This is a genomic window from Chitinivibrionales bacterium, assembly GCA_014728215.1.
GTDB lineage: Bacteria > Fibrobacterota > Chitinivibrionia > Chitinivibrionales > WJKA01 > WJKA01.
In genome coordinates, this window is sequence record WJLZ01000114.1 from 1 (window position 1) to 13,758 (window position 13,758).

General features: G+C 48.7%; 7 protein-coding genes. All 7 read left to right on the plus strand.

What is annotated here, in order from left to right; genetic code table 11:
* The first annotated feature begins 352 nt into the window (after positions 1-352).
* The 7 genes from GF401_08345 to GF401_08375 all read left to right on the plus strand — a co-directional run bounded on the left by GF401_08345 (position 353) and on the right by GF401_08375 (position 13,746).
* Positions 353-2,059 (plus strand): hypothetical protein, encoded by a 1,707-nt coding sequence (locus GF401_08345; GenBank protein ID MBD3345056.1) that lies wholly within the window; start codon positions 353-355, stop codon positions 2,057-2,059.
* 141 nt (positions 2,060-2,200) lie between these two features.
* Positions 2,201-2,821 carry a DUF374 domain-containing protein gene (locus GF401_08350; protein ID MBD3345057.1) on the plus strand — a complete coding sequence of 207 codons (621 nt, stop codon included), beginning with the start codon at positions 2,201-2,203 and terminating at the stop codon, positions 2,819-2,821.
* Positions 2,818-3,561: a glycosyltransferase gene (locus GF401_08355; GenBank protein MBD3345058.1), complete on the plus strand. Its 744-nt coding sequence runs from the start codon at positions 2,818-2,820 to the stop codon at positions 3,559-3,561. Before GF401_08350 ends, GF401_08355 begins: the two co-directional genes overlap by 4 nt.
* On the plus strand, positions 3,554-4,204 hold the full coding sequence (locus GF401_08360) for a protein-L-isoaspartate(D-aspartate) O-methyltransferase (GenBank protein ID MBD3345059.1): 651 nt from the start codon (positions 3,554-3,556) through the stop codon (positions 4,202-4,204). Before GF401_08355 ends, GF401_08360 begins: the two co-directional genes overlap by 8 nt.
* Positions 4,205-4,247: 43 nt before the next feature.
* Positions 4,248-5,279, plus strand: coding sequence for a DUF368 domain-containing protein (locus GF401_08365; GenBank protein ID MBD3345060.1), 1,032 nt, complete (start codon positions 4,248-4,250; stop codon positions 5,277-5,279).
* Positions 5,280-5,422: 143 nt separating this feature from the next.
* Positions 5,423-8,980 (plus strand): pyruvate:ferredoxin (flavodoxin) oxidoreductase, encoded by a 3,558-nt coding sequence (gene nifJ, locus GF401_08370; GenBank protein ID MBD3345061.1) that lies wholly within the window; start codon positions 5,423-5,425, stop codon positions 8,978-8,980.
* A 290-nt stretch (positions 8,981-9,270) separates the two neighbouring features.
* Complete coding sequence (locus tag GF401_08375; GenBank protein MBD3345062.1) at positions 9,271-13,746, plus strand: hypothetical protein; 4,476 nt, start codon at positions 9,271-9,273, stop codon at positions 13,744-13,746.
* Positions 13,747-13,758 lie beyond the last annotated feature (12 nt).

Sequence of the window (13,758 nt, forward strand, 5' to 3'; positions counted from 1 at the left end):
CAGGCGCCCAACATAGCGCGGCCGCCCTTGCTGGAGGGGGTGCGTCTGAGATCCCGATTGTAATCGGGAACTCAGACCAGGGGGAAACGCTATGCGGTTCCCCCACCAGAGAATCATTCTCAAGAATCTTGATCTCGTCATCAAACGCTTTCCGGCTTTGCCGGCTCAGGGGGAAAAAATCATTGCCGACGCCGAATAATCGGAGTAGTATTAATACATTGACACCGTATACATATATTATGTAACTTATTTGAAATGGTTTCATGATACTTTTCGGAAAAAAGATTGAGAATCCCGCCGGAAAGCGGCATAAAACCAGTCCGGATATCGGCAAATCCGGTATTATTGCTGGATGCCGGAGCACTCTTTCAAGAACCAGGAGATTTCTATGAGCCCGGTATGGCTGAAAAAAGCAGTACTCTCCCTCGGAGGTAAACCCGAATTAAAGAAAATTATTGAATCGAGCAAAAACGTTCGTATCGCCCAGGAAACGATCTTCAAAGAAATCATCAAACAGGGAAAAAACACCCGATTTGGCCGGGACCACGGGTTTTCATCACTACGAACAATCGATGATTACCGAAAAGCCGTCCCATTCCGTTCGTACAACGGACTCGCGCCTTATATCGACCGCATGCAGCAGGGTGAAAACGACGTCCTCTTTCCCGGGAAACCCATCCTTTACAACACAACGAGCGGCACGACCGACAAACCCAAGCTCATACCGGTAAGTAAGTATGAATTCGACAGAGTACTCAAAAGTCTCTCCCGGGCGTGGCTGTACAAGTGTATTCATGACAATCCGTCAATCTGGAACGGCGCCAATCTTTCACTGGTCGGCTCGCCGGTTGAAGGTACTGTTGCGGACGGCGCCCCCTGCGGTTCGATTTCAGGTTTGACCTACAAAAACATCCCGGGCATTCTTAAAAGTCTCTATTCGGTCCCCTATCCGATCATGACTATCGAAGATTACATGAAAAAATATTACGGCCTTCTCCGCTTTGCGCTCGCTAAAAATATCACCTACATTATCTCGGCGAATCCGTCGTCCCTTCTCAAAATCCACCAGGTGGTAATGGATAACTATACCGACCTGGTAAAAGATATTCGTGACGGGACCCTTCGAGATGATGTTGTGGAAAGTATCGGTCCTGATGACAGAGAAGAAGCATTGCTCGGTCTTGCTCCCATGCCTGCGCGCGCGGCAGAACTGGAACAAATTCTGAAAGAACACGGAGACAACCTCCGGCCTGGGCACTACTGGCCCAACCTCGCATGCGTCAACACCTGGACGCAGGGGAATTGTTCGCTTGTTATCCCCAAACTCGACGGTTATTACCCCGAATCAACGGTCATACGGGAATTCGGTTATTTTGCCAGTGAAGCCCGCGCCGTTACGCTCGAAAACGACTGGGAATCATCACTCCTTCCCTGCGCAGCCTACCATTTCGAATTCATTCCCGAGGATGAGCGTGACACATTGCATCCCTCCGTTCTCAATGCATGGGAAGTCGAGAAAGGAAAACGTTATTTCATTACATTCAGCACCCTGAGCGGGCTCTACCGGTATGATATTAACGATGTTGTTGAAATCACCGGTTTTTACAACCAGGCGCCACTGTTTAAATTTATGTACAAAGGACAGGGAATCACCAGTTTAACGGGAGAAAAACTTTCTGAAGAACAGATCATTATGGCAACGAAACGGGTTTCAAAAGACCTTGCAATGCCGGTCGAATTTTTCACCATGATCTGTGATGAAAACAGAATGATTTACACGCTCTATGCCGAATTTGCCGCCTCCCCTACTCCGGAAAACAAAAACAGGTTCATAGGCGCCGTCGACCGGGTTCTTACCGAAATCAACCCCGAGTGGAAAACAAAACGTGGCTCCGAACGATTATCACTGCCGGAACTCAACGTGCTTCCAAAAAACTCGTATGATCTGCTGAAAGAGAAACTCCGGGTAAAAAATATGGTTCGGGAAAGTCAGTATAAAGTCAGCTACCTGCGGCGTGAACCGCTCTTTGCGTCCCTGTTTCAGGAAATGGCGTCCTGAGCGTGGATTTCGGACGGTGGCTTCGAGAGCCGCAGCCACCGGACGAATAAATCAGCCACCAGAGAGACTGAAATGGGGCAATTTCGGGATGATAAAATAAATATTTTCCGTTCAGGCCTGAATAAACGTTATTTTCAATAGATGCAAAATTCTTTATCAACAGAGCTTGTCGGTTTTTTCTCCTGGGCACTTTTTTCGTTACTGGGAAAAACCTGGCGATATTCTTTTTCGGGAAACCGTGATACCAATCCGCTCTTTTCGACGGTTCAGAGAACTGTTTACTGTTTCTGGCATGCCAACATTCTCTTTTTTGCCTATGGATTTCGTAATTGCGATATGACGACCGTCGTTTCTGCGAGCAGGGATGGCGATATGGCTACAGCCCTTGCCCACCGGTGGGGCCAGCATACGATCCGGGGTTCATCGAGCCGGAAAGGAATTGCAGCACTCAGGCAATGCGTACGCCTGCTGAACAAAAATAAGAATATTGTCCTTGTTCCCGACGGCCCCAAAGGTCCTCCGGAAATAGTTAAACCCGGCATCGCTCATATTGCATTGATGGCCCGGGCTCCCGTGGTTCCGCTTACGGCGGTCGTGCACTCGGCATGGCGGTTGAATTCGTGGGACAGATTCGTTATTCCCAAACCTTTTTCCCGGATTGACATCACATTCCATGATCCGATTTTTTTTTCCGAAAGTGATACCACCGAAAATAGCGGCGACCGAATATCTCACCTTATCCAGGAAACCTTGTCACGATGAACTCCTCGCCTGATACCTGGCCCGGGGATATTGCACTCTGTATTCCGGCCTACAATGCCGCCGACTCTCTGAAAATTTTTCTCCCGAAACTTATGGAGCGGGCACCTGCCGGTCAAATCCTTGTTGTCGACGACGGTTCATCCGATACTACTCAGAGGGTCTGCCGATCGCTCGGAATCCAATATATATCCCATCCTTCAAATAAGGGAAAAGGCTGTGCTCTTGCAACCGGTTTTGCAGCATTAATCGAAAGGAAGAATAAATGGATTATAACCATGGATGCCGACGGACAGCATGCGGTTGAAGATCTTCCAAAATTTCTGGAGGCTATAGTGCGTAATTCATCGGCGGGAATAATCATCGGATCGCGGAGCCGAAAGCCGGGCGTCATGCCGATCGAGCGTATACTCTCAAATTCCCTGACCTCGGGAATTATCAATATGCTCTGCGGGACAAAAGTTGAAGATAGTCAGTGTGGCTACCGCGCCTATGCGTCATTCTTTCTAAAAAGTATAAAAATCGAATGCCCCCGCTTTGAGATGGAGACCGAAGTTATTTTAAAGGCATGCCACAACAAGGTTCCAATCGGCAACGTGAATGTGCAGACATTATATTTTCAAACACAGAGCCATATCTCCCACCTGAAAGATACCCTCAGGTGGATTAAAGCTGTAACGGGTATCTGGCTGACACTACGAATCTGGATAGCAATGAAAAAAGACAGCAAACATCATGCATGACCTGAAACCGCAGATCGCCTGCGAACGACTCATTAAAATTTTACGATCAAAAGGAATTACTGATGAACGGGTACTGAGTGCTTTCCGCAAAGTTCCCCGCCACCTTTTTGTCGACCCGGCACTGAGAGGGCAGGCATACGACAACAATGCACTTCCTATTGGTCAGGGACAAACCATATCGCAACCCTTTGTTGTTGCCCTGATGACCCAGCTTCTGGAACTTGGACAGGATGACAAAATTCTTGAAATAGGGACAGGATCAGGATTCCAGAGCGCTATACTTGCCCAGTTCACCCGTCGAATTTATACCATAGAACGCCACCGGGATCTTGGCGAAACCACCCGCAAACGCCTGCGTGAAATGGGATATCAGAATGTCGTTTTCCGGATCGGTGATGGGACCCGGGGGTGGGTTCAGCATGGCCCGTACGATCGTATCATTGTAACGGCGGGAGCACCGGCGGTACCGGAGACATTGGCTCAACAGCTTGCTGTAGGAGGCAGAATGGTAATCCCCACCGGCCAGAGAGAATCACAGCGTCTTGAGGTGTATATCAGAACCGAAGAAGGTATCGTGCACCATGATTCCGTTGCATCGGTGGTGTTCGTTCCCCTTGTCGGCCAACAGGGGTGGGAGCAGTAGGATGAACATTCTGGCACATATACGTGATCTCGCCACCGGCGTCATGATCGGAGTGGCCAATATCATTCCAGGGGTATCCGGTGGTACTTTTCTGCTTGTTTTTGGTATCTACGGGCGGGTAATGGCGTCGCTCGATACGCTTCATAAAGGAATTATTAAAGAACTGAAAGAGATAGCCGCCGCAATTCCGGGCGCAGTGGTAAAAGCGGAAAATCGTTCCAAAATTATTGCCTGGCTTGCAGCGCATGATTTTTTGTTTCTGGGCCGTCTTCTGATTGGCGCGGCAGTGGCTATTGTTATACTGTCCGGGGTTATGAAATACCTTCTGTCCAATCAGTTCGAACCGACTCATGCATTTTTCTTCGGCCTTATCCTGGTATCGATTATCATACCCTTTCGGCTGCTCAAGAAATGGAAAGCCTTTCATATTCTGCCGCTTGTTGCAGGCCTTGCACTTACTGTCTATGTAACGACCGCTGTAGATCCTGCAGCCAAGGCACAGGCCAAATCCGAGTACTATGCCGAACAGTTGGCCGCAGATGCCGGTTCTTCGGGTCCCATCCGTACTTACGCTGCTATCGATTATGCGGGCGCCGCCCTATCGGGTGCCTTATCTGTTTCGGCCATGGCCCTGCCGGGTATAAGCGGATCCCTGGTGCTCATACTGCTTGGACAGTACTATACCGTTCTTTCCGCCATTTCCGAACTGAAAAATTTTTCCTTCGAGGCTGCGGTATTTCTGGGCATATTCAGTATCGGCATGCTCCTGGGTATTCTTCTTTTTGCCAAACTGATTACCTGGGTCCTTGCCCGCTGGTATGACGCCACCATGGCTTTCCTCATAGGCCTCATGGGCGGATCCCTCTGGGCGCTATGGCCCTTTCGGGAAATGGCTATTCTGGATCTCTATGTCAAATCCGACGGAGCGGTTGCCCTTGTTAATGATATGGTGATTTACACCAACCAGAACATCCTCCCCTCCCCCGACAGACTCGCCTTTCCGGTGGTAATGTTTCTTCTCGGCTGCGGAGTCATGAGTTTATTCGCATTTCGTAACGACGTCCCCGCCGAATAAAGATGGAAGGTTAAAATGGTTCTCTTTATATTAATTTGATTTCTTTGTATAGAAGGTTTCTTGAAAAGACTTCCTCAACCTATGTATTTTGGTACGTTTAACTCTTACGACTATCTACCATATTCCACTTACAGGAGTTTCTAATGGCTAAAAGAAAAATGGTTCCTCATGACGGGAACTCGGCATGTGCCCATGTGGCTCATGCGGTTAATGAAGTAATTGCGATTTATCCAATTACTCCTTCATCACCTTTAGGAGAAATTTCCGATGAAAAATCATCACGGGATCAAACGAACATCTGGGGAACAGTCCCGGTTGTTTCGCAGCTTCAGTCTGAAGCGGGTGCTTCAGCTGCAGTCCACGGTTCGCTCTGTTCCGGAGCGCTGACAACCACGTTTACTGCGTCACAGGGTTTGCTGCTCATGATTCCCAATATGTATAAGATTGCCGGCGAACTACTTCCTACGGCATTCCATGTAACCTCCCGCTCGATTGCATGTCAGGCGCTTTCGATTTTTGGCGACCACAGCGATGTTATGGCGGTCCGTCAGACAGGATTCGGCCTGCTTTCATCGGCGAGTGTGCAGGAAGCTATGGATTTTGCCCTGATCGTTCAGGCAGCTACGCTGGAATCGAGAATCCCCTTTATCCATTTCTATGAGGGATTCCGGGTTTCTCACGAAATCCAGAAAATCGAAGAATTAACCTATGATGATATGAAAGAAATGATCGATGAGGATCTGATCAAAGCCCATCGAGCACGGGCAATGACTCCCGACCATCCGACCCTCCGCGGAACATCACAAAACCCCGATGTCTATTTTCAGGGAAGAGAAACAGTCAATAAATATTACGATGCCTGCCCGGAAATTGTCCAGAAAGCAATGGACAGATTTGCCAAAATAGCCGGCCGCCAGTATAACCTGTTCGATTATGTGGGTGCCCCCGACGCCGAACGGATTATCATTATGATGGGATGCGGCAGTGAAGCTGCACATGAAACAGTCGACTATCTCAATAATCACGGTGAAAAAGTCGGCCTGGTCAAAGTTCGACTCTACCGCCCATGGGACACCAAGGCTTTTATCAATGCACTTCCATCAACGGTAAAAAGCATTGCCGTTCTCGACAGAACAAAAGAGCCGGGTTCACTTGGAGAACCGCTTTACGAAGATATTCGCACATCGATCGGCGAAGCCATGAGTGACGGTCTCGCTCAGTTCAAAGACTATCCCACAATTGTCGGCGGACGATACGGACTTGGTTCCGCAGAATTTACGCCGGCCATGGTTAAAGGCGTTTTTGATGAACTTTCTGAGAAGAAACCCATGAATCATTTCATGGTGGGCATTAATGACGATGTTACCGGACATTCGATCAAATACGATCCTACATTCAGCGTTGAAGACGATCAGACATTCAGGGCTCTTTTTTATGGTCTGGGTTCCGATGGTACCGTTGGCGCCAATAAAAACTCGATTAAAATTATCGGGAAAAAAACCGACAACTATGCACAGGGCTACTTTGTCTACGATTCGAAAAAAGCCGGTGCAATTACCGTCTCTCACCTCCGGTTCGGTCCCAACAAGATTCGCCGCCCATACCTTATCTCAAAGGCCAATTTCCTTGCCTGTCACAACTTCTCATTTCTCGAAAAGTATGACATGCTCCAGAATCTCGAAGACGGCGGTACATTCCTGCTGACTTCCCAATACGACAAAAACACGGTATGGGATCATATCCCCGGAAGAGTCCAGAAACAGATTATCGACAAGAAACTCAATTTGTTCATTATCAACGCTGTCGACATCGCCTCCAGTCTGGGTCTCGGTGCGCGGATTAACGTGGTCATGCAGACCGCGTTTTTCAGGATTTCCAATGTTATGGATCAGATCGCCGCAGTCAACGCCATTAAGGAGGCTATCCAGAATACCTACGGCAAAAAAGGCGAAAAAGTGGTCAGTATGAACAACAATGCTGTGGATAAGGCGCTCGAAAATATCGAAAAAGTCGAATATTCCGGCGAAGTTACCAATCCAATCGAAGAGATCAAGCCGGTGCCCGACAATGCCCCCGATTTCGTGAAACAGGTTACTGCAAAGATGCTCAAACAAGAAGGCCATACCGTCAAAATCAGTGAAATGCCTGCCGATGGCGTCTGGCCTGTGGGAACCACGAAATATGAAAAACGGAACATTGCAGTGCAGATTCCGGTGTGGAATCCCGATGTCTGCATTCAGTGCCACCGCTGTTCCCTCATCTGTCCTCATGGAACCATTCGCCCCAAAGCGTACGATCCCAAATACCTTGAAAATGCACCCACCGATTTTAAATCAGCCGATGCAAAGGGTAAAGATCTCAAGGGTATGAAATACACACTGCAGGTTGCTCCTGAAGACTGCACCGGCTGCGGTGTGTGTGTCGAAAACTGTCCCATGACCGGTAAGGGCGACGCCATTGTTATGGAAACCCAAACACCGATTCGGGACAGGGAAGCCAAAAACTGGGATTACTGGCTCACGATACCCGAGACCGATCCAGGTCTCTATAAGATTGACTCGGTTAAAGGAAGTCAGTTTGTCAAACCGCTCTTTGAATTCAGTGGTGCATGTGCAGGATGTGGTGAAACCGCCTATGTAAAACTGGCCACCCAGATGTTCGGTGAACGCTCGATAATCGCCAACGCGACAGGGTGCTCATCGATTTACGGTGGTAATCTTCCGACCACTCCCTACTGCACCCGTGACGACGGCAGAGGTCCGGCATGGAACAACTCGCTGTTCGAAGATCCGGCGGAATTGGCATTCGGCATGCGTCTGTGTGTCGATAAATTTAATGATATCGCTATTCGTCTGGCAAACCAGTTGGTGAAAGACGGTAACTGCAGTGCGGAAACCAAGAACCTGCTCGGCGAAATACTGAATGCCGAACAGTTGACCCGTGAACAGATTCAGGAACAGCTCAAGCGTATTGATGCTGTCCGTCCTGAACTGGAAAAATCATCCGACCCGGTCTGTAAAGACCTGGCGACTGTTGTTGACTACCTGGCCAAAAAATCGGTCTGGGCATTCGGTGGTGACGGTTGGGCTTATGATATCGGTTACGGTGGCGTCGATCACGTGCTTGCAAGCGGTAAAGATGTCAATATCTTTGTGATGGACACTGAGGTATACTCAAATACCGGCGGACAGTCATCGAAAGCTACCCCAATGGGCGCAGTCGCCAGATTCGCCGCCAGCGGAAAACCGACATTCAAAAAGGATCTCGGCATGATGGCCATGACCTATGGGTATGTCTATGTTGCCCGGATTGCCATGGGCGCCAATCAGAATCAGGCGGTTAAGGCGTTGATGGAGGCCGGTTCATACGACGGTCCATCGTTGATACTCTGTTATGCCCAGTGTATCAACCACGGGATCAGCATGCTCAAGGGCTACCAGGCACAAAAAGATGCAGTAGCTTCAGGACACTGGCCGCTCTATCGTTACAATCCTTCACTGGCCGAAGAGGGCAAAAATCCGCTCCAGCTCGATTGTAAGGATCCGACATTGCCGCTGTCCGAGTATGCGCTCAAGGAAAACCGGTACAAGGTGCTCCAGAGAACTAAGCCGGAAGCATCCAAACAACTCCTTGCCAAAGCCCAGAAAATGGTTGAGGCAAAGTTCAAGATGCTCAAAAGCCTGGCATCGATGGACATCTAACCGATACCGGACAAATTTGATTATATTATGGTCGGCCCCTGAACTCTCAGGGTCCGACCTTTTTATATAAGGTATTAGAACCCAATCGCTTAACCAGGCACTGCAACACTCCCCCCGTAAACCGTCAAGACTTGCCAAAATAATTAAACAGAAACATTTTTATATACCTGAATTCTCAATGTTTTGTTGAAAGGCGAAAGAAACCGCTCATTATTTAATCGCTTTAATAACCATCCTGATTCACTACCATTTCATTATCAATCTTTTTCGGCACACATAGGGAGGAACCGATGATGAAAAATGCGGCAAAAATCCTGCTGTGGGGGTTTGCAGTTTCCCTTTGTACCCTTGGCCAAGACTCCATTTGCACCTACCTGTGGAAAGATTGCGATCTCGACACCTGTTTTAACCGTACTCAATTAGTTGACGGGCAACCGCTGCGGGTTCCGGAAAATGTAACGAGAATTTCCCGGGATGGTCTTCGATTATGTCTTGATGCCGTGGCACTGGATGCCCCGGTGGATCTGATATTTGTCGTTGACCTGTCGGGGAGTATGAATCCGACACGATACGGGAATAATGATGTTATTTGTCATGGAGGGCTACAAAACCAAACCGGTGACTCATATACCATTGCACCCTATCAATACGATTCGTTATCCATACCTTTTGACAATAGTAATTGCGAGTGGGCCGGCGATCCTTACGGGCAACGTGCTATAGCGGTCCAGGCGGGAATCAGCCGTCTCTATACTTCTCACGCAGCCTCGCAATCAACTGCCGGATATATCGGATTTAATGACAACATCGAGAGCAACCACAGCTTTCCACCGATTCTTCTTGATGAAATCGGTAAAAGCCAATTCGATCAGGATGTTGTAAACACTTTAGAGCAGTGGGTAAATGACAGAAACGGCGGCACAACCGATTATAGGGAAGCACTCGACCGCGCCATCGAATGGCTGCAGAATTCATCTCTAACACCGAACAAAAACAAAGCCGTTATTTTCATTTCCGACGGCCGTCCGTGCTGTCCGGATAATGATGAATCGGTCAGCCCCACCGATACTCAGCGGATGTTTTTCCGGAGCAATAATATCCCGGTTTACGGTATCTTTCTTGGAGGTGGTGATGCCGGAGGAGCCCTGAACGATCTGGCCGAATATTCCAACGGAGCCTATATTGCCATATCCCCGGAGAGCACTCAGACACTGCTTCCCACTATAGTGGATTCTATTGTGGGAGAGATAAGTCAGGGTTATGCCGCACAAACAGTATCAGTTAAAAATATTTCCACCGGCCAGTCTGCTGCCGACAGCGATTCGATCTATGTAATTTCCGAAACCGAATTTCAGATTTTCCTCGACAGTGTCATAGAACTGCACCCGGGAAACAACCAGATTGCTATCGATGCACATTTTTCCTCCCCTACCCAGTCGGTTGATGACACGACAATCTCCTTTAATATCACTATTGCAGTGGAAGGAGCCGCCGATCCATCGTGTGTCACCTACACCTGCCATCCAGCCAGCGAGCTTGAAATACTCAACGATTCACTCTCTCAGCAGGACACCCGGTACACACTCCGACTCACCACTTACGCTACCGAACTTTCCGAAGCATATATAACGGTTACCAGCCGGAACAAAGGTGACCGGGAAGAAAACATTCGATTGACAAATCCATCAATGAGGGTAGATAACTCAGGCAACGGATACCTGATTTTTGAAACAACGGTATCTTTCATTTCAAGTAACACCGGTTTTTCGACTCCCAATAACGGTATTACCGAAGCCCGCCTGACCGATACGCTGGATGCTGAATGGAAACATCCCCGGGATCCCAGAGATAGAGCTTTAACAATCAAATATGTAAGGAGCCTTCCCAGTCAGCTCAGAATCGATTCACTTCTTTCATCACCGGGCGGCTATCCCGAGTATCCTTCCCTTGTGCTGTGGCCGGCGGGTGATTCCATACCTCTTTTTTCGAAGATATTTGCCGACAACCGGATTCTTCAGGACTATCAGTCATCGCCGCTCGATTCCTCGATTAAATGGGAATTCAGGGATATCACCACCGGGATTGCAGGCGACAGCAGTATCGGATATTTAACCGACTCGACCGGATTTGAAACCTGGTTCTATCCGAAACAGGCCCGAAAAACGATCCTGGTAAAGGCACAGCTCGAAAGACCCGACCTTCCCCGGGAGTTTCAGGACCTGACCCGCGACAGTATCCTGGTATATATTGAACCAGGGCCCCCCGCACAGCTTGTCATTGAAGGCACATCCGACAGTTCGGCCACAAACCTGTATGATCCGACACGGAGCAGCGAAATCGATGTTATTGAAATCGATCCCAATTCCCGGATCGACAGTGCCTGTGCCGTACTTCGAGACAGGGAAGGCAATTATATCGGCCCTTCAACAAATACCGCATGGCCAAGCAGCAATACCGATATTATCACCGCCCGGAATGGCGATGAATCTGCCGGTCAGGGTTTTATGGAAAAAAGTGTTCAAGACAGTGGCAGAGCTGCTGTTTCCGCTACGAGCGGTCGGTATTCCAATCTGACCGATTCGGTATTGGTTATCAGCAGAAAATATTCGATAATCGCGCTCAAAATCCTTGCCGGAGATGGAAAAGTCGAAGTCGATACGCTCAGGATGACAACCAATGACGATACAACACTCCATGTTCAGGGACTCCGTTCCGACAATGGAATGTGGGAAGATGTTACCGCCGACTGGAGCGTTAGTTCATCGACTGCCGGAACCGACCCCAAATCCCCCTCGGGCAGTTCAAGCTGGACATTCTCACCCAGTGATACCGGAAGCGGCTGGATAAAGACAGAGCGTTCCGGAGCAACGAGCGATTCTATCCTCGTAGAATTCACGCCGGGTAATCCAACCCAGGTTGAGATCGAAATTATAAACCCCAAAATCGACAGCATGCGAGCGGGCAAAGAAATTACCGCAGTGGTCCGCCTGCGCAATGAAAACGGCCCTGTGCCCGGCCTTTATTGTTATCCGGAACATGCTGACGGACGGCTCGTTGTATACCAGGAGATTTTAGGTCGTGGGGGTGGTACAAAACCGGCGCCGGTCTCAATTGTCAAAGACACTACATCGTTGCTTAATCAGAGGCCCGACGCCGGTATTCAAAGTCCGGAATGTTTTATCGATGGAATCGACACGGTGAAATTCGTGCTCTATTATGCTCCATCAGATCCCGACAGTCTCAATCAGCTTATCGTCGGACTTCACGGCCTCGAAGCAAAAACACCCAAATTCAGGGTATATCCCGATGAACTCGACTCTCTGGTAATATTTAACGGTGAAACGGCAAAACCGGTGGAAGATACGCTTCGCCTCGATGCCGGAGATTATCGTTTCTTTAAAGCAGGATTATATGATCGATTCGGTAACACGATCGACTGCCGCAACGACAGCATCATCTGGTCTTCGGAAGCACAGGTGCCGCAAATCACCGACAGTACCGCATGCTGGATCCATTTCAAGACCACAGAAATTCAGCATGATACCCGGGGCTCTGTCTGCCTCCATTCGGCGAAGGATTCCACTATCACCGATTGCGTCCATCTGATTGTCACCGCTCCGGATGCTGCTCTTATTTCAGCTTCCACTCGTGATTATGATGCTGACGGGTATATTGATGGAATCGTATGCACCTACGATAAGAAAGTTGACACTACAGGATTTTCCATTCACGACATCACCATTATGCATAACCAAAACGTCTTCACGGTAAGTGATATTCATCTCATTGAAAAAAATGTTATTCTGATTGGAATTACCGAAGAAGAAACCGCTGCGCCGCAGACAGGATGGACGCCGGCGATTACCATCGTTAATCTAAAGGAGGCACAGGATGTCTTCAACGTTACTGCTGCCGATCGCGTTTCACCGGTTATATGGAAAGTAGTCAAAGAGATTAAAGATTACAATGATCGAAGCCGGGATATCGTAACAGTAACATTCAGTGAAGATCTGGATGATATCCCGGGTGGCAGGGATTCCCCCTTTGAATCGTTCCATGTGTGGTATCAAAACAATTCGACGACCACAGAGGTTGACACCATGCTTAAAGGGGTTGATTTCTTTCTGGTTTCACAAGATGAGAAACGGGCCAAATTTCAGATGAGAAACGGCAACGACCTGAATGTCGACCATCTTCTCAGCATACATGCAGGCGGCAAATTCAGGTTTACCGACAAACATTCCAACACACAGCGTGACAAAAACAACCGTCGGGTTAACGTAGAGCTGCAGGGTCTGGAACTTCGTGTACGGGCCGGCCCAAATCCATTTCGTCCCATAGCCACTCCTCGCTTCCTGGCGGAGGACCATAAACTGAGAGCATATCATTCAAAGGAAGTTGCTCAGTTTGTATACAACCACGGCGGTATCGCCTTTATTATCGACATTCCGATACCGTCAAATCAGAAGAATCGGGAGTATATGACAATTACCGGAGCCCTGAAAATTTATGATATTACGGGGAACCTCGTATACTCCCGGGAAAATCTTGATAATCTTATGCCGGAAGAATGGCAAAATCCAGACAGTTGGCGGGGAGATAAACAACTGGGGTTACGATGGCTGGGAGTAAACGACAGAGCGGTCAAAGTGGCTCCGGGAGCCTACAGGGCTGTCATACGGCTTCATATTGCCTATCCGGACGCCTACGATACCGAGCAGCGCATAGAGCTGCTGGAACAGATATCTCTCGGAATCCAAAGGTAAGGTATCCGGTAA

Coding starts and splice junctions, on each gene's coding strand:
- GF401_08350 (MBD3345057.1), top strand. CDS start 2,201: ATGCAAAATTCTTTATCAACAGAGCTTGTCGGTTTTTTCTCCTGGGCA.
- GF401_08360 (MBD3345059.1), top strand. CDS start 3,554: ATGCATGACCTGAAACCGCAGATCGCCTGCGAACGACTCATTAAAATT.
- GF401_08355 (MBD3345058.1), top strand. CDS start 2,818: ATGAACTCCTCGCCTGATACCTGGCCCGGGGATATTGCACTCTGTATT.
- GF401_08365 (MBD3345060.1), top strand. CDS start 4,248: ATGATCGGAGTGGCCAATATCATTCCAGGGGTATCCGGTGGTACTTTT.
- GF401_08375 (MBD3345062.1), top strand. CDS start 9,271: ATGATGAAAAATGCGGCAAAAATCCTGCTGTGGGGGTTTGCAGTTTCC.
- GF401_08345 (MBD3345056.1), top strand. CDS start 353: ATGCCGGAGCACTCTTTCAAGAACCAGGAGATTTCTATGAGCCCGGTA.
- nifJ (MBD3345061.1), top strand. CDS start 5,423: ATGGCTAAAAGAAAAATGGTTCCTCATGACGGGAACTCGGCATGTGCC.